Below are 22,593 nucleotides of genomic sequence, written 5' to 3' on the forward strand. Positions count from 1 at the left end.
ATCCGGGGCACAGGTGTTATCTCGCCGCTTGGTCATGATGCTGCGTCTGTTAACAAAGCTTATACCGCAGGCCAGCCCGCTTTTAAAAACATACTTCATAATGGCGAGCTAACACCAGTTGCACCCTTAGCTGCGCGTGCCGAAGATGAGCTGCAAAAGCTGCTGAAAACTAACCCAAGTTACAAGCAACTTGACAGATCGGTATTGCTGGCCATGTATGCAGCCAGGCAGGCGGCAAATGAAGCAGGCTGGCTACATGAAAATGCACCAGTTTCAGATGATCTGGCAGTAAATATTGGATCATCACGCGGGGCGACGGGCCTATTTGAACAGCATTTTGAATCCTTTCAGCAAAGTATAAACGGACAAACACTTCCGGGCGCATCGCCTACTACTACACTCGGTAACTTATCCAGTTGGGTAGCCCATGCTGTAAATGCAGGCGGCGCTCAAATAAGCCACTCGATTACCTGCAGTACTGCTCTGATGGCAATTGCCAATGCTTCGGCGTGGTTACGTTCAGGTATGGCTCAGCGTTTTCTGGCTGGAGGCACTGAAGCCCCTCTTACCCCCTTTACCATTGCACAGATGAAAGCGGTAGGCATTTACTCAAAACTGACTGATTCCCCCTATCCTTGCCAACCTTATACTTTAAGTAAACAGAATACTTTCGTTCTTGGTGAAGGTGCCGCTGTTTTCGCGCTGGAGTTAGCGGATGAAACCAGTTTAAAGCAGGGCGATATAATAATAGAAGCTGTTGGCCTGGGTTTTGAAAAGATTGTAAGTAAAACCGGCATATCAACGGAAGGCATCAACTTTCAGAAGGCAATGCGGCACGCGCTGTCTCAACTTCCTGCAAACGACCAAAAAATTGACCTTATTGTCACCCACACCCCCGGAACCAAAGCCGGAGACAGTGCCGAACTACAAGCTATTGATGCCATATTTAAGAATGAATCAGTGGCCATAACAACAAATAAATGGTTAATTGGCCATACTTTAGGAGCTTCTGGCGCTCTTAGTTTACAGTATGGTATGCATTTATTATCATCACAATGCATGAACCAACTCCCCTATTTTTCTGAAAATATTTTCGCTTCTAATTATCCTATCCTTCGCATACTTATAAATGCAGCTGGTTTTGGCGGTAATGCTGCCAGCATTGTCCTTAAGGTTATACCTTAACCGACTTTAGTTCATTTATTTATCAGGTAGTTACCAATTCAAAGTATAAACATAATTTAATCTTATCCATTATCTAAATAATCAAAATAGATATTTCAACTAATCCAAATAGTACTATTTAAATCATTTTAGTTATAACTAAAAATAGCTGTTTTTAATTTCTATACTATATAGTAATAAATCTATATAGTATATTGGGTCATAATTGTATCTTTTAACCACTATAAACTTATACTCTTATGACTTAATATTAAATTATTTATCAGATACACAATAACTTATCCCTCAATATAACTTAGTTTATTTTAAATATTACTTTAGTTAACTCCGTGAAAACTGCTTTTAAATTACTCTTCAATATTTCTACTTTTCTTATTGTAAATCTTATTTGTACTAATAGTAAACTTTTAGCCCAGTCTCAAACTTTTACAGTACAACCTCAAAATCAGTATATTTGCTCCTCAGGAGCTCAGGCTACTTTTAATGCTACATTAAGCTCTGCTAATGGCAATGGAAATGGTGTCAGACTAAATACATTCTGGCAAGTAGACAAAAAAGACGGTGTAGGCTGGCAATTATATGGCACCATAAGTTACCCAGCTAAAACAGCAAATAATCTTTATACCATTTCACTTTCAGTAACCCCAACTGCAGCTGAGTTAAATTACTCGTATAGAGCTGGATTTAGCGAGGGTGATGGCAAACCAGCTGTTTACTCAAATATTGTTATGATAAGTAATGCTACTCCATCAACTGCACCAACTACATCAGGAGATATAAGGACAGGACAGGGCACGGTAACCCTTAAAGCTTCCGGTGCCCCAGTAGGAGGTAATTACAAATGGTATAATGTCTCAACGGGGGGCACATCGATTTATACTGGAAATACTTATTCACCATATTTTGATTCTCCTGCTACAACTACAGTTTATACATATTATGTTTCTATAGTTAGTGCTCCTGAACAAGGCGGATGCGAAGGGCCAAGGTCAGCAGTTACTGCAACTGTACATCCAGCATTTTCACCAATTGTTGCCAATGATGTTATAACTAATATGAACTTGATCTCAAATAGTGATGGACCGATAGCTATTGATGCATTAAGTGCTTCTTATCCAGAGAATCCTGCCTCTCCTCCTTATACTGCCTCTTATATAATTACTCCTCCTCCTAGCACGCAAGGTGTACTTTATGTTGATACTACCCCTATAACAGCAACCCGAACAATTACTCCCGCAGAGGCAAAGCTGCTTAAGTTTGATCCAGCATCTACTTTTTATGGCGTGGCTTCTTTTACATTTAAAGCAATAGATAATAGTGGGAATACCAGTTCCAATGATGCTACCTATAGTCTACCTGTAAATGCTGCACCAGTAGCTTTCAACGTATCTTCAGGAAACCTGACAAAAAATGTTAGATCAATAATACCTCTGCTTAACGCAACAGACCCAGACGGAAATATTGTAAGCTATACCATAGTTAGTTTACCTACACCTAGCCCAGATCAAGGAGAACTCTATTTAGGACCTTCAGGAGGATCGCCATTAACTGTTAATCAAGTAATTAATACAAACCAGCTATATTATGAAGCACCAAACGCTAATGGCCTCACCCGTACTTTCACTTACAGAGCTACAGATAACAAAGGTGTAATTTCGAGCACAGCAACTTATTATTTATATGTAGGAACTACTACCCCGCCCACTGCAGCTAATGTCACAATTGCAACAATGCCTAATACGTCTGGATCAACTACTATCAGCCCTTTAAGCGCAATAGGTGGTACAATAACCAACTATGGCATTTTAGCGTCATCTGTACCTACCTCTGCTATTGGGTTATTATATACCGGCTCCACTTTAGTCACTACACTTACATTGGCAGGTGGGTATTATACTTTAACTCCTGCTCAAGCTGCTAATTTAAATTTCGATCCAGCTTCCACTTATTCAGGTACTGTTACTTTTACTTACACAGCAACAAGCTCGAACGGTACGTCTCCAAATGCCACCTATACCATACCGGTAACTTATCCCCCTGTGGCAAAAGATCTTACTTCCTTAATAGATCCTAACCTATCAACAGCACAATCAATTGCAGCTTTATCTGCCACAGACCAGGATGGAAGTATTTCTAACTTTATAATTACTTCTTTACCAGCTCTAACTCAGGGCAAACTAACTTTATACGGTGCGGATGTTACTGGGAACCAGGTATTAACACCGCTTCAGGCAAAAGACTTAAAATTTGTAAAAGGGTCAAACTTTACAAGCCCGGTTACTTTTAAATACAATGCCACAGATAATATGGGTGTTAAGGCTGGAAGCGATGCAACTTATAACATTAAATCTTCTGTTCCCCTGCCAGTAGAGCTGGCCTATTTTACAGGCACCTACAACGGCAGCACGGTTATGCTCAAATGGCTGACAGCTTCGGAAAAGAACAACGAGAAGTTTATCATCGAACGTAGCAGCAACGGCAAAACCTTCGAGGTTATCGGGCAGGTAGCTGGCCAGGGCGACAGCTTCCAGGCCACCCGCTACAGCTTCACCGATCAGCAGCCAGGTGGCCACCACCTCTACTACCGCTTAAAGCAGGTAGACTTTGACGGCACCTCTACCTACAGCAAGATCATTGCCCTGACCGGCACAACTGCTACCCAAAGCCAGCTGATCCTGACGGCCTACCCTAACCCGACAAAAGGCTTATGCACGGCCTTGGTCACAAACCAGGCAGCCGGCAACAGCCACATCCAGCTTCTTGATCTACAGGGCCGCCTGGTGCTGCAAAAAGAGCTTTACCTGGAAAAAGGCCTGGCCGAGATCCCGCTTGACCTAAGTAATACTGCCACGGGCTTATACCTGCTGCAGGTGCAAACCGGTAACCACACCCGGCAAACCAAGGTCCTCATCAGCAGGTAAAACCTATACCACTCCCACAGCACACCAAAAGCCGGACATCGTGCCGGCTTTCTCATTTTTATACTGGTATACTGGTTAACTGAATTGAACCGCCAAATGTAGTTGCACTGAAATTTAGTTAAACCTTAATTAATAGCAAGTTGAGTATGAAGATGAAAAGCAAAACCTCATTAGGCTATTGGCGCTATAAACTATAATTTTTCAAATAAAGCTTTTCCAGTATCACTATTTTTTATTCCATTTTCTGGAAAATTCATTCCTATTAATAGAAAACCTTTCCTAGCAACTATGCTTTCAAATCTTTTTAAGTTTCTGAATTCCCCTAATGAAATATCTAAAACACTAATTAATAACTCATTATAAGTACTTAATAAATTAAAAATATTACATATAAAGATAATACTCTAAGGCACGGTTTTATCATACTATAAAGAATATATAACATATCTGATTAAGGCAAATTGCACTTTTAAGATATATTATTTAATAAACCTGAAGGCATTAGTATTTTATCTTTCAAATGAAATTTCCTAGTTTGTTACGCTCGTTGAAGTTTATAATTGCGATTATTTTGTTTGTTTATACTTATGCTTCTCAGGCTCAGACACTTGGTTTGATATATAAACCAGCAACAAACGGAGGTAACAAAATTCTGGATCCAAATGGCGACGGGTATGTTTCTAAAACAACTTCTGGTTTTCCGGGGGCTAACATGGACGAAGGTGCTGCTTATAGCGAGATCCCATACCAGCCCTTTCCGGTATTCATGAACGAGCCCCTTTCAGACCTTTCTACTGGTTCTAAAGGCGGCCATACCGACTATGCTCCTAAAGTTTTTGACGCATCTGGTAAACCAATCGGATCCCCTTTGGCAACATACTTTGATGGCACAAATTTCCTCTTTCGTGTCAGGCTGGGTGGTCAATCTACAGCATCTAAGGGTTATAGTATTCTGATAGATATAAATAACGATGTAAGCGGAACAGGTATAAATCCAGGATTTGAATTTGAAGTGGTATTGGCCACTAACTTCGATGTCCGGATTTACGATCACAGAACAAACACTACAGGCGGCACTATTATTTTTAACGGTTCAGTAGATCAGTATTCCCAAAAAGCAATCGCGGCCTCGCTAGGAGGTGGCGATGCTGATTATTTCTATGATTTCTACGTGCCAATGGCGGCATTTAACGGCGGCATTACAGCAAGCACAACTTTGCGTATGACAGGCGTAACAGTTACCAGTGCTAAAAGCGGCATATTTGGAATAGCCTCAGACTTAGGAGGAGTTGATGATCAGAAGTATAGCGGCAATATAACCGGCGCCTGGAAAGATGCAATCAATAATGCTCCTGCCACATCGCCTACAGGCATACAAACAGGAGGCTTTGCGGCGGTTTATGCCAAAGCACCGGTTGTTACAGCCCCCATACTTACAACCAGCACATCTGTTACAGGCTACTCAGTTGAAGCTGCAGGCTCTGTAATTAGTGTGTATCAGGGCTCAACGCTACTCGGTACAACAACAGTAACATCAACCGGCACCTGGACACTCAGCACCTTCTCTACTCCGCTGGTAGCAAATGGCGTTATTACAGCCACCGTAAAACCTGCGGATAAATCCTTATCCCCAAAATCTGCAGAAGTTATAGTTAAGACGGTGCAAAGTATGTGTAAGACTTCGCCTCCCATCATTACAGGTAGTGATGGTAGTAAGGGTTTCTTTATCACTACTTATGAATCCGGCACTCTTAGGATCTTTAAACTTACTGCACCTAATACATGGACTTTAGACAAAGTATTCGCTAATACTACACCCGGCACTTCCGTATCATATGCTTACGGAACGGCAGCTAAATCTCTACCTGATGGCACCTATTATGCTACTTTGTTACCTTCAGGAGGTTGTGAGTCTGAAAGATCAAATGAAATTTGCTTTATCGCCGACAACGGTAATAACGGCACATCAACAACGCTAGTAGCTCCTCCAACTATAACTACAACTTCATTAAATCTATCATCAACATTACTACAAGGATCAAGCGCTGTAGCGGGCGCTAAAGTAACCATATATCAAAATGGAATAGTAGTTGGAACGATACAGCTTGCTACTGGTGCTACTAGTTGGTCCTATACTTTATCAGGACTTTCAGCCAATGATATTTTTTATGCTAAAATAACACAAGGTACTTCGCCTTGTGGCGTTGAGCTCTCTTCAGGCAGGTCCACCACACTTACGGTAGTTGATACAAGCGTTCCTGCTGCAAGTACAGCCCCAACTATAACCGGAAACTATTGCGGCCCCACAACTACAGTTACCGGAACATCTTCTGAGGCACCAGGCACAACGATAAAAGTATATAACGGAACTACAGTATTAGCTACCACTACTGTAAATGCATTCGGAGCCTGGACAGCAACAGCCGCCACAAGTATAGCTTCAGGAACAAGTATAACTGCAAAAGCCACGGCCTATGGCAAGACGGAAAGTGCAGCCTCTACAGCTATTGTAATAGGCACTGTATATTCAGCTACTGGCTTAACTATAACTAACACGTCTCCTATTTACGAAGGCAGCACCAGTGTATCTGGCACTGCACCAGCCAATGCATGGGTAACGCTCTACATAAATGGTGCACCTTATGTTGATGGCGAGGGCAAAGCTATTGTAAAGCAGGCTAACACTTCTGGCGCATGGACAATAACTGGCATTTCACCTTTTGAGCTATATGCCGGGGCTAAACTAACCATAACGGCAAAGGCATCTGCTACATCAACCTGCGAAAGCGCTCAGTCTACTGGTATAGTAGAAGTAGCCTGCATCCCTGCCAGCACAAGTATGTCAGCAGCTCTGGCAGCTTCAACCATCTGCCCTGACACACCGGCTACCATTAACCTGTCTACTTCAGAAGCGGGAGTTATCTATAACATTTACAGAAGAACATCTCCAACTACTTACGAAACCTTTGGCAGCTCTATACTAGGCACAGGTAAACCGATCAGCCTGAAATCAAATAACATTACTACCACAGGCACTGTACTACTGGTAAAAACTATTAAGGTGGGCGCCTCGTGCCAGTATACTATCGGCGGTGAGCTTACTGTTAATTTATATCCGCCGGTGCCAAAAAACTTTACCGTAACAGCTGTACCGGAATCTTCAACCTGCGCTAATGTAAGCACCATCATTACAGTTAAGGCTGCTGAAACAGGTTATTCTTACCAACTGATAAACAACGATACGAAGGCATCAATTGGCAGCGCCATCATCCCAACTGCGGCAGATAACGGTAAAGATCTTGTATTCCCGGCAGTAACGGTTACTAAAACAACTACTTATGGCGTTGTAATAAAAGGTGTTACATCTGGGTGCGTAGCCGAAAACACTATCCTAAAAACCATCACCATAAGCGGAGGCCCTGATGTTACAGTACCAGTTACAGTAGATAAAACAACTATCTGTGTAAATACTTCCGTTAATTTAAGCGTAAGCACCCAAGGCAGCGCTTATACTTACAAGATCTATAATGAAAGCGATCCGGCAACGGCATTATTCACCTTTTCTGGTACAGGTGGTGTAGTTAGCAGAACAATAACAACACCATTTACCACAACAGGAACTAAAAACCTTTACGTAACTGTAACAGGCGGCGGCTGCTCAGACCTGGTACTGGCAAACAAAGCAAGTATAACAGTAACCAATGGTATAGCTACACCGGTATCAGCCGGCACCGAACAAATTACCTGCGGTAACGCAAGCCTACAGCTTCAGGGTAGCAATCCTGCACCAGGCAGTGGCCTTTGGACATTAAAAACTAAACCTACAGGAGCACCAGATCCGGTAATTACAAATCCAACCTTTGCAAATGCTACAGTTACCGGATTAGTATCAGGTACTTACGAGTTCACCTGGACTGTTTCTGCCTGTGCAGGGGCAAGCTCAAGCAGCACTGTAACCATTATTATTAACTGCACTGCAGAACTTAGTGTAAGCACAACAAAGTTTGTACAGGATTACATTAACGGAGATATTCTGGCAGTAATTTCGGATGATAAAGATGGTGGCATTACAAGTTTCTTAGCCACTGCTACTTCACTGCCACCTGGCACAGCTTTCAGCATCATTAATAAACAGGTAGTACTTAAAGTTACTGACATATCACTTTTGAAGGCAGGCTCTTATAGCTTCACTACGCGTACCACGGATAGCAAAACCCGAACCTCAGATACACCTATGCTTATCCGTATGTACGATTCAAATACGGCACCAAGCTCCTTTACTCCCCTGCCAGTAGAGCTGGCCTATTTTACAGGCACCTACAACGGCAGCACGGTTATGCTCAAATGGCTGACAGCTTCGGAAAAGAACAACGAGAAGTTTATCATCGAACGTAGCAGCAACGGCAAAACCTTCGAGGTTATCGGGCAGGTAGCTGGCCAGGGCGACAGCTTCCAGGCCACCCGCTACAGCTTCACCGATCAGCAGCCAGGTGGCCACCACCTCTACTACCGCTTAAAGCAGGTAGACTTTGACGGCACCTCTACCTACAGCAAGATCATTGCCCTGTCCGGCACCACTGCTACCCAAAGCCAGCTGGCCCTGACAGCCTACCCTAACCCGACAAAAGGCTTATGCACGGCCTTAGTCACAAACCAGGAAGCCGGCACCAGCCACATCCAGCTCCTGGACCTGCAGGGACGCCTGGTGCTGCAAAAAACGCTTTACCTGGAAAAAGGCCTGGCCGAGATCCCGCTTGACCTAAGTAATACTGCCACGGGCTTATACCTGCTGCAGGTGCAAACCGGCAACCACACCCAGCAAACCAAAGTCCTTATCAGCAGGTAAAACCTATACCACTCCCACAGCACACCAAAAGCCGGACCTCGTTCCGGCTTTTTTCATTTATACTTCCGCCCAGAATTAATGAAAGCCAATAACCTGATTTACTGCTTGCTTTTTATTAATTTTACCACTTAAATCGATACAAATTTTTTTTCACTTAAATGAAAGTTTTAAAATTCGGCGGAACCTCTGTAGGATCGGCTGAGCGGATGAAGGCACTTGTGAACCTGATTCACAACGATGAGCCTAAAATTGTAGTGCTGTCGGCTATGTCGGGCACAACAAACCAGTTGGTACAGATAACTGAAAAGCTGTACCAGAATCTTAACCAGGAAGCTAATGCGCTGATAGATGCGCTACATACAAAGTATAAACAGGTTGTAGCGGAGCTCTACAGCACAGAAGATAAACAGAAACAGGCTCTTGAATTACTGCAACTTCATTTTGATTATATCAGGGCTTTTACGCAGGACCTTTTTACCATACACGAAGAGCGCGCGATACTGGCACAAGGCGAGTTGCTATCAACTGCTTTATTTCAGCTATACCTGGAAGAGCAAGGTATAAACTCAGTACTGCTGCCGGCCCTCAACTTCATGAAGATAGATGAGAACGAGGAACCGGATGCCGATTACATTGCCAAAAACCTGAAAGCAGAACTGGCCAAGTATAGCGGAACAAACTTGTTTATTACACAAGGGTATATTTGTCGTAATGCTTTTGGTGAGATCGATAACCTGAAACGTGGTGGTTCTGATTACTCTGCATCATTGATAGGTGCTGCTGCTGATGTTTCCGAAATCCAGATCTGGACGGACATTGACGGCATGCACAATAACGATCCGCGCATTGTAAAAAACACTTACCCGATTGCAGAGCTATCTTTTGACGAAGCAGCTGAGCTGGCATACTTTGGTGCAAAAATTCTGCACCCGAGCAGCGTGTTGCCAGCCAAGCAAAAAAATATTCCGGTTCGCCTGCTCAATACCATGCAGCCCGAAGCTAAAGGCACAATTATTACGGCCGAAAGTGCGGGCGGAAGTATAAAAGCGATAGCTGCCAAAGACGATATTACAGCCATCAAGATTAAATCAGGCCGCATGTTGCTGGCCTATGGTTTTTTGCGTAGTGTGTTCGAGGTTTTTGAAAGGTATAAAACTCCTATCGACATGATCACTACGTCGGAGGTTGCTGTGTCGCTTACAATTGATAATGCTAAATTTCTGAATGAGATTGTAGCGGAACTGCAGCAGGTTGGCCAGGTAGAAGTTGATAAAGACCAGACCATTATCTGTATCGTAGGTGATTTCCTGGAAGAACGAAGCGGTACCGGCCTCAAAATATTTGAATCACTGAAAGATATACCTTTGCGCATGATCTCTTACGGAGGTAGCAAAAACAACATCAGTGTACTGATTAACACAACAGATAAAGTAAAAGCACTTACAGCCCTTAACGATGGAATTTTTGAAAGGAGAAATATCAATGCTTAAGGCTTCGGTTCAGGAGCTGCAACAGCATGCTACTCCCCTGTATGTATATAACCTGGATTTGCTTCGCCAGACTTTGCAAAAAGCAAAGCAGGAAGCAAACAAGTATAACTACCATGTGCATTATGCGCTAAAGGCAAATGCCAACGAGCCAATTCTTGCCGAAATGCTACAGGCTGGCTTAGGCGCCGATTGTGTAAGTGGTAACGAAGTTAAACGTGCTATCGAAAACGGTTTTAAACCGGAGAATGTAGTTTTTGCCGGTGTAGGAAAGTCGGACAGCGAAATTAACTACGCGCTCGATCAGGATATTTTCTGTTTCAACTGCGAATCGAGCCACGAACTGATCGTGCTGAACGAGCTGGCTGAGCAGAAGAACAAGAAAGCCCGCATTGCGCTTCGCATTAACCCGAACGTAAACGCCAATACACACAAGTACATTACAACCGGTCTGGAAGAAAACAAATTCGGTATTAATGCCTGGGAATTGCAGGATGTTGTGGCTTTGCTTAAAACGTTACCAAACCTGGAGCTGATCGGGATCCACTTCCACATTGGCTCACAGATAACAGATCTTTCGGTATTCAAAAATCTGTGTACCCGCGTAAATGAGTTTCAGGAGTGGTTTGTAGCGCAGAATATACAGCTGGAGCATATTAACGTTGGCGGTGGTCTGGGCGTGGATTATTATAATCCGGAACAACAACTGATCCCTGACTTTGAGGCATACTTTGGCTTGTTCAACCAGTTTCTGGAGCTGCGCCCGGGCCAGCAGGTACATTTTGAATTAGGCCGCTCGCTGGTGGCACAATGCGGAACGCTGGTTTCAAAAGTATTATACATCAAAAAAGGTATGACTACTAATTTCGCCATACTTGATGCCGGCATGACAGAGCTGATCCGCCCTGCTTTATACCAATCGTATCATAAAATAGAGAACCTGACAAGCGAGGCAGCCGAAGAACGTTACGATGTAGTGGGCCCGATCTGTGAATCGTCGGATTGTTTTGGGAAAGCGGTAATGCTACCAGAAACAAACCGTGGCGACCTGATTGCTATCCATACTGCCGGTGCTTATGGTGAAGTAATGGCGTCAGGCTATAACCTGCGCGAAAAAGCTACTGCCATTTACCTGAACTAACATTCATTTTAGATATCCAAACAAAAAGCCCGCCTCAAAACTGAGGCGGGCTTTTTGTTTTACAATTAGAGATTTTTACTCAATAACCACTGCATTTCTGCGCTGTGTGCCAGAGGTTTTCAAATCTCCGGACGAAAGTATAAAATCAGGCTCTGCGTGTGCAACAGTTTGCTCATTTTGCAATGAATTTGCCAGTTCAAGGGCATTGCCTGCAGAGTTCTTATCAACACGAACCAGGTAAGTAAGCTCATCCAGAGGCATTACAATAGCAGCATTTGAGGCAGCAAGTAGACTTCTTAATTGCTTCAGATCATCTGATTGCTTTAATGTTACAAGCAGTTCGTTGCTGATACCCAACATTTGTGCGCCATCCTGAAAAAACGGGGCGGCATACCGGATACCCTGGCTTTGTTGCAGCACTTTTATAGCCTGCTCTACCTGTCTGCAGCTCAGGCCACTTTCAAGTTCTACAGTAAATAATTTAGCAGAAGATGTAGCAGTTGCATTGCCCAGGCCTTTTACAAAACCAAAATTAGCCAGCAGATCTTGCTGATCTGCGAATGAAAGGTTTTCGTCGAACGCCACGATAATTTGCCGGGTGTTAACCGCACCCAGGTATTTCGCTTTACCACCATAGTTATAAGTATAGTTGGTGCAGGCAGTATTACTACCATCCTGTAGTTGGTTCAGCAGTTTAGGATCGAAGCGTACGTTGCGAATTGGAGAGGCAGAATCGTGGTCGCATGCCGTTAAAATGCATAAGGCGAAGATACTGCCGAGCAGGGGTAAAAGAATCTTCATAGTCGTACAATTTTATAGCTTCTCAGATATTACTTGTACGTTATACACTGAATAACAGCTACATAAACTCCTATCTATTATAGCTATAAAAGCATAATAAGCTATTACACCTAGATTACCTCCAATTCAACTATAAATTGGGGCTGTTCACTAAAAACTATAAAATCCGAAGTATGCGTTTTGTGTTTCTGCTAATTGTACTGATATGTTTATCCCTTTAAAACTTTAAGTTTCTACGATCCTGAATCTGCTGCCTGCCACGAACACCACAACCTGGTTTAACCAGCTATTTCAACCTCTGAATTTATACTTGCTGCCACGATGGCTAATTCCTCAAAATCATACAGCTCCGGTACGTGTGCAATAAAAGCTCCTGCCTTTTCCAATTCGGTTCGGAATAGAAGCAAATCGCTGGTATTTATACTTCCTGAATACGCATTTTCTATTCCGGGCAGCGGCTTAACCTGTAACCAGGGCAGCTTCGGAATAGCTCCATTTTTGGAACGCACATAAACCTGAATGGTGTAAGCATCTGAAGCTGCTGGTTTCTGACCATTCAGTTTTGTATAGTTATACTTGTATCCGGCTAATGCGGCAGCCACATCGGCCCAGACTGCTGAGCCCGTTGGATGGCTGCCAGCACCACGACCTTTCAGAAATTGGTTACCTGCAAACCTAGCTTCTACCTGAACGCCGTTAAATTCCGCATCCACAAAGTATAACTCATTGCTTACCGGCACAAAGGTTGGCAACACTTGTAATTCCAATCTATCGGTTTCGGTTCGCCTGGCGCTTGCCACCAGTTTCAAATTTGCCCCCAGTGCCTTTGCCAGCGCTACGTCTTCTTCTTTAATATGCTGTATACCAGAACACAGAACTTCCTCCGGATAAACTACAGTACCAAAAGCATGTGCTGCAATAATGCAAAGCTTGTTCAGGGCATCAATACCTTTCACATCCAATGCCGGGTCAGCTTCTGCAAACCCAAGATCCTGCGCCTGCTTCAGGGCTTCAGCATAATTTATACCTTCTGAATGCAGCTTACTTAGTATATAATTAGATGACCCGTTCAGTATACCACTGACCTCATGTACTTGCTCGGTACCATAGTATGCCTCCAGCGTACGAAGTATAGGAATGCTGCCACATACCGATGCCTCGTAAAGCAATACCCCGTTATACTTTTGCTGCAGCTCCACCAACTCAGGCAGGTTCTCAGCTATCATCTTTTTATTGGCCGATACTACAGTTTTGCCAGCCTGCAGCGCTTGCCTGACTATAAGCAAAGCCTCTACAGGATCGCTGATCAGTTCTGCCAGTAAATCTATACTTTCATCCCGGAGCAAATCCTGTGGGTTATAAGTAAAAGCGGATGAAGGCAGGGTGCGAGGCTTTTCTTTATCTTTTACACAAATACCTCCTACCTCCAGCCCAAAATCCGGGTTAGCTTGTAGCACATCATAAAGCCCCTGCCCAACACAGCCGAAGCCAAAAATACCGATGCGTTTAATCCTGTTCCTGCGTTTCATAGTATAGCTTGCTTCGAAGTTCCTGTTTATAAAATGATGAGATGGCTTTTTCCAGTTGTTCGGTTTCAACCAGAAAACCATCGTGCCCATAATCTGAGCGGATAATGGCAAAAAGAGAACCCGGCACCTGTTCATGCAGAAATTTCTGTTCTTCCACCGGGAAAAGAAGATCAGTATCTACACCAACAAATAGGGTTTTGGCTTTCAGATGTGATAGTGCTTTCTCTACACCGCCTCTGCCACGCCCCACGTGATGCGAGTCCATTGCTTTGGTTAGCAGCCAGTAAGTATAGGCATTGAAGCGTTTTGCTAATTTCTCTCCCTGGTAAATCTGGTAAGAGGCCGCTCTGTAATTATCGGTTATACTATTGCCTGGCTCCTGCTGCGAGTTGTTATAGCTGTTGTAATGCCGATATGAAAGCATGGCAATGGCGCGGGCAGTTTTAAGTCCGACCAGGCCAGCTATTTCACTTTCGGTTGCCCAACTGGCGTCTTGCCTGATAGCCATGCGCTGGCTTTCGTTAAAAGCAATCCCCCAAGGCGAATGGCGCGCATTAGACGCAACATGCACTAATCTTTCAAACACATCGGGCTTCTGTAATGCCCATTCCAATGCCTGCTGCCCACCCAAAGATCCGCCGATCAAAGTATGTACCTTATCCAGTTCAAACTCTTGCCTTAGCAGATCAAAAGCGGCTACAATATCCCGGTTGGTAAGATGCGGGAAAGTATGAAAGTATGGCTTCAGCGTATCCGGGTTTACTGACAGAGGACCGGTAGAACCATAACACCCACCCAGTGTATTGGCGCAAACTATAAACCATTCATCAGGGTCGTATACTTTACCTTCACCAAACAATCCGCCCCACCAATCTGTAAAGTCAGAATTGCCGGTTAAGGCATGGCACACCCACACCACATTGTCGCGTTGCGGGTTCAGGTGGCCATAGGTAGTATAGGCAAGTTGGAAGCCGGGCAGCGTTGCACCCGACTCCAGCTCAAACGCCTTTTGGTAATGGAAAGTGTTATGTACTGGCATGGTTAGGTTTAATTCAGGATGGCTTCGCTTTGCAGTTCTTTAACTTTTGCGAAAGCCTGTTCAAAATCTGCTTTTATATCGTCTATGTGTTCGATACCCGCCGACACGCGCAACAGCGTTGGCTCAACACCTGCGCTCTTTTGTTCTGCATCGCTTAACTGCTGGTGTGTAGTAGAGGCCGGATGGATGATTAATGTTTTGGCATCGCCTACGTTTGCCAGGTGGCTTACCAATTGCAGGCTGTTCACAAACAGCTCTGTTTCCTGCTTATCGCCTTTTAACTTGAAGGAAAGTACTCCACCAAAGCCGCGCTTCAGGTATTTCTTTGCCAAATGATGATATTTGCTGGATGGTAAGCCCGGATAATTAACGCTTTCTACCAGTTCGTGCTGCTCCAGCCATTCGGCAAGCGAAAGCGCATTCTGTACGGTCCTGTCTACGCGTAACGACAACGTTTCCAGGCCCTGAATCAGCAGAAAGGAGTTAAAAGGACTTAATGAAGGACCAAAATCACGTAAACCTTCTACCCTGGCCCGGATAGCAAAAGCAATGTTGCCAAATGGCCCATCCGTGCCGAAAACCTCCCAAAAATTTAGGCCATGGTATCCCTCGGATGGCTCGGAGAATTGCGGAAATTTACCGTTGCCCCAATTAAAGTTACCGCCATCCACTATCACACCTCCAACGCTGGTGCCGTGGCCGCCAATCCATTTAGTAGCAGATTGAACTACTACGTTAGCGCCGTGCTCAAGCGGACGAAACAGGTAACCGCCTGCACCAAACGTATTATCAACTATAAGCGGAATATCATACTTTCGGGCCAGTGCGGCTATACTTTCAAAATCCGGAATGTTAAAACGCGGGTTTCCGATTGTTTCTACATAGATGGCTTTGGTATTCGCATCAATCAGCTTTTCGTAGCTTCCTACTTCATCGCTTTCGGCAAAACGAGCCTCAATGCCCAATCTTTTAAACGAAACCTTGAACTGGTTAAAAGTACCGCCATACAGGAAACTGGTAGACACAAAATTATCGCCTGCCTGCAAAATATTGGTAAGCGCCAAAAACTGCGCTGCCTGACCCGAAGCAGTTGCTACCGCAGCCACACCACCTTCCAGTGCCGCAATGCGCTTTTCAAACACATCGGTAGTAGGGTTCATAATGCGTGTATAAATGTTACCGAATTCCTTCAGGGCAAACAGGTTGGCACCATGTTCGGCGTTCTTAAAAACATAAGACGATGTCTGGTAAATGGGTACAGCGCGCGACTGAGTTGTTGGATCTATTTCCTGGCCGGCATGTAGCTGTAGTGTTTCGAAATGCAATGATTTAGACATAGTTGTTCTGATTAAATAGATTAAAGAAAGATTAGTATAGTTTTGATTAAGATTTTTGAGAAGACAAGTATACAAGTGCGCTGGCTACAGACGAGCGTCTGTGGCAAACCGGCAAGTATAAAATGCAGGAGATTTTAGCTGTTTAGCACATACAGCAACAGCAGCCCATGGCAGACATGGACGTGCTAACGGAACCGAAAGAAAAAGTGCCCGCTGATAGCGACAGGTTTACTGACGGCGAAAAAATAAAATACGGTTGTTGTGTTGGCTTAATTCCCTTTTTCATCTTGTTATCAATTTATATGCATCCGGGTGTTTCTCCGGATTCAGGAATTAGCACCTTAACCACGGTGGTTAGGTTGCTAGCGTTTCATAGAGCCTGTCTCTCCGCGCTTCTTTATAAATCAATAACCACAGGGATCATTGACTTGATGATGCAATATTACAGGGCCCAGAAGTATAATCCAAAATAATTTTTGAAAATATTTTTAACCTGGCACAATCAACTTCAAAACAGATTGATTAACTTATACTTACAAGTATAAATATACACCCACTATTTACACCTTGTTTATCAAAACCGGAAAAGTATAATTATTAAAACTAAACAACTTTACCGGCCAGCTGTTGCAGCAGTAACAGCTATAGCTGAAAGCCTAAGTATAAACTATGAAATTACTCCTGACAGGAGCCAACGGCTACATTGGAAAACGCCTGCTTCCGCTGCTGGTAGAGCAGCAGCATGAGGTAGTTTGCGTGGTGCGCGACCCCCGCCGGTTTGATGTGCCTGAAACCCTGAAAGAGAAAGTGCAGGTAATACAAGGCGACCTGCTTCGACCTGAAACCTTACTGGCACTGCCAACTGATATTGAAGCCGCTTATTACCTGGTGCATTCCATGGGCGGAAGCGGCAACAGTTTTGATAAAGCGGAAGAAGACTCGGCAACTAATTTTGTAAACTACCTCAATACCACCATCGCCCGGCAGATCATTTACCTGAGCGGTATTTCCAACGATAAAAACCTGTCGAAACACCTGACCTCCAGGCGGCATGTAGAAGATGTGCTTGATAATGCCAGCGCCCATTTAACAGTTTTGCGGGCAGCAATTATTATTGGCTCAGGCAGTGCCTCTTTCGAAATCATCCGTGATCTGGTTGAAAAGCTACCTGTAATGGTAACACCAAAATGGCTGAACTCTAAGTGCCAGCCCATTGCCATACGCGATGTACTAACGTACCTGACAGCGGTTTTAGGCCGGGAAGATTGCTTTGAAAAACGTTTTGAAATTGGCGGGCCAGACATACTTACCTACAAGCAAATGCTGCTGAAACTGGCCGAAGTACGCCATCTGAAACGTTTTATTTTTACACTGCCGGTACTTACGCCACGGTTATCTTCTTACTGGTTATACTTTGTCACCAGTACGAGTTATACCATAGCACGCAGCCTGGTAGATAGTTTGCGAAACGATGCCGTGGTTAAGGATTCTTCCATCCAACAGATCATACCACACAACTGCCTGAATTATGAAGAAGCCGTTAAACTTGCTTTCTCAAAAATAGAACAGAACGCTGTGGTTTCCAGCTGGAAAGATGCGTTGGTAAGCGGCACGATGGCCCTGAATTACATGGACTTTGTACAGATTCCGGAACATGGGGTGTTGACCGATAAACAACGGCTGAAATTTGACAGAGACCCCGATGAAGTGATGGCTAATATCTGGAGCATTGGTGGCAACCGTGGCTGGTACAAAACTGATTTTTTATGGAGTATACGGGGTTTACTGGATAAAATGGTAGGTGGCGTTGGCTTAAGGCGTGGCCGCCGCAGCCCCGACCATGTTTTTGCCGGCGATACGATAGATTTCTGGCGCGTGCTGCTTGCTGATAAAAAGAGCAGGCGCATGCTCCTGTATGCTGAAATGAAATTGCCCGGTGAGGCTTGGTTACAGTTTAAAATCTGCGAAGAACCCGACGGAAATTACCTGGAACAACTGGCCGCTTTCAGGCCCGATGGCTTATTAGGCAGATTATACTGGTACATGTTGCTACCTTTCCACTTTATAATTTTCGGAGGTATGGCCCGCAACATTATCGGATATAAGCCACCGCAAAAACAGTTAAATATTAGAAACAGCAAATATTCTACTTAATGTACAAAGTATAAGTATTATAGTCTAAAACTAAAAATTATGAGGGAAAGTATACTGCAACATTGTCCTGAAACTATATATGGAATCAGGGCATTACTACAATTTTAACTTAACAACGATTTATTTTCCACACTCTAAAATATAATTAACTTTGCCCGTCTATAACCCGACAGACTACATGGAGGCCATAAAAGAAACTAATTTTTCCTTCGCCGGCCAAACCGGTTTTTATAGAGGCAAAGTACGTGATGTTTATTATTTTCAGGATAAGATAGCCCTTGTTGCTACCGACCGTATCTCTGCCTTCGATGTGGTGCTTCCGCGCGCCATTCCTTACAAAGGCCAGGTACTAAACCAGATTGCCAGCCTCAACCTTAAAGCCACTTCCGACATTGTTCCGAACTGGGTAATCTCAACCCCGGACCCAAATGTAACCATTGGTTTCAGTTGTGAGCCTTTTAAGGTAGAAATGGTAATACGGGGTTACCTGGCAGGCCATGCCTGGCGCGAATACAAGGCCGGCAAACGCATGGTTTGTGGCGTAGCATTACCAGAAGGATTACGTGAAAACGATAAACTTCCGGAGCCCATCATCACGCCTACTACCAAAGCCGATCAAGGCCATGATGAAGACATTTCAAGAGAAGAAATTTTAGCAAAAGGCATTGTATCTAAAGAAGATTATATTAAATTAGAGCATTATACACGCGCTCTTTTTGCCCGTGGAACCGAGCTGGCGCAGCAACGTGGCCTGATTCTGGTAGATACAAAGTATGAGTTTGGAAAGTATAACGGCCAGGTTTACCTGATCGATGAAATACATACACCAGATTCGTCGCGTTATTTTTATAGCGAAGGTTATGCAGAACGCCAGGCAAATGGCGAACCGCAGAAACAGTTATCGAAAGAATTTGTGCGGCAGTGGCTGATTGAGAACGGTTTTCAGGGGAAGGACGGCCAACAGGTGCCAGACATGACAGACGATGTAGTAACTTCTATTTCGGAGCGCTATATCGAGTTATTTGAGGTATTTACCGGCCATACTTTTATAAAAGAAAACTATAACCAAGTGCTTGATCGCATTGAAAAGCAGATAGCACAAAACATTTTTAACGCCAAAGATTACGATATTTAAAGTAGATTTTGGTACATTCGCGTTTAAATCCTTTACTGGTAGATCTATGAAGTACACGATTGATAAGAAAGAAAACTACACAATTATCACGATAGACGAGAAGAAGTTGGACACTTCAATTGCGCCGGACCTTAAGTCAGAATTCGTGAAATTGAATGCCGAAGGGATCACCAACCTGATTCTTGACCTGAATAATGTAAAATATACTGATTCTTCCGGGCTTAGCTCTATTCTGATCGCTAACAGACTTTGCAACTCTTCTAACGGTTTGCTTATACTTACAAGCCTGCAGGACCATGTGATGAAACTGATCACGATCTCTAAACTGGAGTCTGTGCTCAACATCCTGCCTTCAGTAGAAGAAGCTATTGACCGTGTTTTTTTACACGAGATTGAGCAGGATCTGACTAACAAGGAAGACTAAAATTACTGCCTAAGGTGGATTTCGAACTGAGAATACTCGGAAGTTCGTCGGCCACTCCATCGGCAAACAGACACCATACCGCCCAATTATTCACCATTGGCAATCAATACCACCTGATTGACTGCGGTGAGGGCACGCAAATGCAGCTGATGCTTTACAAGATAAAGCACCAGCGCATTTGCAATATTTATATCAGCCACCTGCACGGCGATCATTACTTTGGCCTGGCAGGGCTTTTGTCTACCATGCACCTGCAGGGCAGGCAACTCCCCCTCCACCTTTTTGGTCCTCCCGGCCTCTCCGAAATCTTAGCACTGCAGTTTAAATATTCAGGTACTAACCTGAATTTCAAGCTTATTTTCCATGAGCTGGATACTACGTGCTACAAAAAAATATATGAAGACAAACAGACAACCGTGCACACCATACCTATGGAGCACCGTGTGCCTTGCTGTGGCTTCCTGTTCAGAGAGAAACCAAAACCGCGTCCGCTCATTAAAGAAAAGCTTCCCTCCTTCCTGACGCCGCCACAACTTGTGCGCCTGAAATGGGGCGAAGACATTAAGGACGAATCGGGGGAGATTATTGTATACAACGATGACGTTACGCTGGAACCCAAGCGTAGCCGCAGTTACGCCTATTGTGCCGATAGCCGCTACAAACCCTCGCTGCTGCCTTACCTGCGCCACGTAGACTTGCTTTACCACGAAGCCACTTTTACCGACGAGTTACGCGAGCGCGCTTATTATACTTTCCATAGTACCGCCCGCCAGGCTGCCGAGCTTGCTGTCGCTGCCCAGGTACGGCATTTGCTTATCGGCCATTTCTCTGTCCGTTACAAAGATCTCACACCCCTATTATTCGAAGCCCAGGAAGTATTTCCGAAGACCGATCTGGCATCGGAAGGCAGTATTTTTTGCATCAGGGAGTAGTCTCAAGTATAAATAGCTAACTATACTTTTAGTGTAACTATAAATTCGTCTTGCAATTAAAGCTTTATACTTATCTTAAAAACAATGAAGTATAAACTGCTACTTTCCATACTTACTTTGGTTTACCTGGCCAGTTGTAACCATCAAACCGAAAAACCGGAAGCTACCCAAAAAGCAACTATAACTGCTACCGATATCTCAGGTTGTTATGCATACTTTTCGCCTCAGGATACTGTATTGTTTCACCTGAATGTACAAGGCAAAACCTTTACCGGTGAGCTGGTCTACAACTACTTTCAAAAGGATAAAAACACAGGCACGATCAAGGGGAAAATTCACGGCGACACACTTTTAGCCGATTATACTTTTATGTCAGAAGGCATAGAATCGGTACGGGAAGTTTTGTTTCTGAAACAGGGAAATACGTTAGTAGAAGGCTATGGTGAGGTTACAGAACAAGCAGGAAAAATGGTGTTCCCAAATAAACGTAACCTTGATTTCAGCAAAAGTAAGCCTTTAATTAAAACGAATTGCGAAGAAGACATAAAGGGTTGATCGCTTAAAAAGACAGTTTTATACTTTAGCTATTTATCCCTATTTTGCTATAGTTTTACACCACAATTCCTGGCGAAGTGTTGAGTAACATGTATACTTGCAAAGCCGGCAAAAAACTATGGCACCAACCTCTACTTCCGAAAAAAAGCGCACACAGCTCTTTCTTATACTTAGCGGCATTTTTATTTCCAATGCCCTGCTCGCAGAACTGATCGGTGTGAAAATATTTTCTGGCGAAGCCTTGTTCGGGTTGCCGGGCGCACAGATAAATGTACTTGGCGCAGCCTATGATTTTAACCTGACAGCCGGGGTGATCATCTGGCCAGTCGTGTTTATTACCACCGACATTATCAACGAATATTTTGGCAAAGAAGGCGTTAAAAAGGTAAGTATACTTACTGTGTTACTTATACTTTACGCTTTCCTGGTTATAACAATAGTAACGGGCCTGCCGCCTGCACAATTCTGGGTAGATCTTAACAGTAAAGACCCTCAGGGCAATCCGTTTAACATTGATTTTGCCTATAACAGTATTTACCGGCAGGGTCTGGGTATTATCATCGGTTCTATGGTGGCATTTCTTGTTTCACAGTTCCTGGATGCTACCGTATTTCACTGGTTTCGCCACTATACAGGCAGCAGAATGATCTGGCTGCGCGCTACCGGCTCTACGCTTATCTCGCAGCTCATTGATAGCGTGGTGGTGCTTTTCGTGGCCTTCTACCTTTTTGGCAACTGGACAATAGGGCTGGTATTGTCGGTAGCCTTTATTAATTACATTTACAAGTTTGCCATTGCCATTATTCTTACACCCGTGCTATACCTGGCGCATTACCTGATAGATGGTTACCTGGGCCACCAGCAGGCAGAAACCCTGATCGAGGAGGCTGCAGTGGAGAGCGAAAACTGATGCTGATTCTACTTCACTAAAAATAATTAAAGTTTATACTTCAAATTGTTGCCAGCATAAATATTTATTATACCTTTGCACCCCGCAAAAGGAAATTATGCCTGCACACTTAGCACATACACAAATATTTATTACAGGGTACGTCCTCCACGACCTGTAGGAGCCCCTGTTTATCCATTTCAGAGGTTGCTAAGGCC

The 22,593-nt window shown here is 43.9% G+C and carries 15 protein-coding genes, 1 pseudogene and 1 riboswitch; of the genes and pseudogenes, 12 read left to right on the top strand and 4 right to left on the bottom strand.

Features of this window, described 5'->3' with window-relative positions:
* The first annotated feature begins 18 nt into the window (after window positions 1-18).
* From LWP20_RS06360 to lysA, 6 genes and pseudogenes are all read left to right on the top strand, one after another.
* Entirely contained in the window at window positions 19-1,185 is a 1,167-nt protein-coding gene (locus LWP20_RS06360) for a beta-ketoacyl synthase N-terminal-like domain-containing protein (RefSeq protein ID WP_242928017.1), read from the top strand.
* A gap of 728 nt (window positions 1,186-1,913) precedes the next feature.
* Window positions 1,914-2,189: pseudogene (locus LWP20_RS18330) on the top strand (immunoglobulin domain-containing protein); the annotation flags it as partial.
* A gap of 51 nt (window positions 2,190-2,240) precedes the next feature.
* Complete coding sequence (locus tag LWP20_RS06365) at window positions 2,241-4,106, top strand: T9SS type A sorting domain-containing protein (RefSeq protein WP_242927287.1); 1,866 nt, start codon at window positions 2,241-2,243, stop codon at window positions 4,104-4,106.
* A 520-nt stretch (window positions 4,107-4,626) separates the two neighbouring features.
* Window positions 4,627-8,952 (top strand): T9SS type A sorting domain-containing protein, encoded by a 4,326-nt coding sequence (locus tag LWP20_RS06370; protein WP_242927288.1) that lies wholly within the window; start codon window positions 4,627-4,629, stop codon window positions 8,950-8,952.
* A 158-nt stretch (window positions 8,953-9,110) separates the two neighbouring features.
* Window positions 9,111-10,442: an aspartate kinase gene (locus tag LWP20_RS06375; RefSeq protein ID WP_242927289.1), complete on the top strand. Its 1,332-nt coding sequence runs from the start codon at window positions 9,111-9,113 to the stop codon at window positions 10,440-10,442.
* Window positions 10,408-11,580, top strand: coding sequence for a diaminopimelate decarboxylase (lysA, locus tag LWP20_RS06380; RefSeq protein WP_242927290.1), 1,173 nt, complete (start codon window positions 10,408-10,410; stop codon window positions 11,578-11,580). Before LWP20_RS06375 ends, lysA begins: the two co-directional genes overlap by 35 nt.
* A gap of 75 nt (window positions 11,581-11,655) precedes the next feature.
* On the opposite strand, the gene LWP20_RS06385 is transcribed toward lysA, so the two are convergent.
* From LWP20_RS06385 to LWP20_RS06400, 4 genes are all read right to left on the bottom strand, one after another.
* Entirely contained in the window at window positions 11,656-12,381 is a 726-nt protein-coding gene (locus tag LWP20_RS06385) for a S8 family serine peptidase (RefSeq protein WP_242927291.1), read from the bottom strand.
* 278 nt (window positions 12,382-12,659) lie between these two features.
* Window positions 12,660-13,910, bottom strand: coding sequence for a homoserine dehydrogenase (locus LWP20_RS06390; RefSeq protein ID WP_242927292.1), 1,251 nt, complete (start codon window positions 13,908-13,910; stop codon window positions 12,660-12,662).
* On the bottom strand, window positions 13,888-14,949 hold the full coding sequence (locus LWP20_RS06395; RefSeq protein ID WP_242927293.1) for a homoserine O-acetyltransferase family protein: 1,062 nt from the start codon (window positions 14,947-14,949) through the stop codon (window positions 13,888-13,890). The genes LWP20_RS06390 and LWP20_RS06395 overlap by 23 nt, the downstream gene beginning before the upstream one ends.
* 8 nt (window positions 14,950-14,957) lie before the next feature.
* Window positions 14,958-16,286: an O-acetylhomoserine aminocarboxypropyltransferase/cysteine synthase family protein gene (locus LWP20_RS06400; RefSeq protein WP_242927294.1), complete on the bottom strand. Its 1,329-nt coding sequence runs from the start codon at window positions 16,284-16,286 to the stop codon at window positions 14,958-14,960.
* A 295-nt stretch (window positions 16,287-16,581) separates the two neighbouring features.
* A riboswitch (SAM riboswitch) is annotated at window positions 16,582-16,692 on the bottom strand.
* A 263-nt stretch (window positions 16,693-16,955) separates the two neighbouring features.
* On the opposite strand from LWP20_RS06400, the gene LWP20_RS06405 reads away from it, so the two are divergent.
* From LWP20_RS06405 to LWP20_RS06430, 6 genes are all read left to right on the top strand, one after another.
* Complete coding sequence (locus tag LWP20_RS06405; protein ID WP_242927295.1) at window positions 16,956-18,440, top strand: SDR family oxidoreductase; 1,485 nt, start codon at window positions 16,956-16,958, stop codon at window positions 18,438-18,440.
* A 178-nt stretch (window positions 18,441-18,618) separates the two neighbouring features.
* Entirely contained in the window at window positions 18,619-19,575 is a 957-nt protein-coding gene (locus LWP20_RS06410; RefSeq protein WP_242928018.1) for a phosphoribosylaminoimidazolesuccinocarboxamide synthase, read from the top strand.
* A 46-nt stretch (window positions 19,576-19,621) separates the two neighbouring features.
* Complete coding sequence (locus LWP20_RS06415; protein WP_242927296.1) at window positions 19,622-19,999, top strand: STAS domain-containing protein; 378 nt, start codon at window positions 19,622-19,624, stop codon at window positions 19,997-19,999.
* Window positions 20,000-20,013: 14 nt separating this feature from the next.
* Window positions 20,014-20,931 carry a ribonuclease Z gene (locus tag LWP20_RS06420; protein ID WP_242927297.1) on the top strand — a complete coding sequence of 306 codons (918 nt, stop codon included), beginning with the start codon at window positions 20,014-20,016 and terminating at the stop codon, window positions 20,929-20,931.
* 84 nt (window positions 20,932-21,015) lie between these two features.
* The gene (locus tag LWP20_RS06425) at window positions 21,016-21,486 is read left to right on the top strand and encodes a hypothetical protein (RefSeq protein ID WP_242927298.1); all 471 of its coding nucleotides are present in this window, start codon (window positions 21,016-21,018) and stop codon (window positions 21,484-21,486) included.
* A 118-nt stretch (window positions 21,487-21,604) separates the two neighbouring features.
* Entirely contained in the window at window positions 21,605-22,396 is a 792-nt protein-coding gene (locus LWP20_RS06430; RefSeq protein WP_242927299.1) for a queuosine precursor transporter, read from the top strand.
* Window positions 22,397-22,593: the final 197 nt, after the last annotated feature.

This window comes from Pontibacter vulgaris, from assembly GCF_022758145.1.
Lineage (GTDB): Bacteria > Bacteroidota > Bacteroidia > Cytophagales > Hymenobacteraceae > Pontibacter > Pontibacter vulgaris.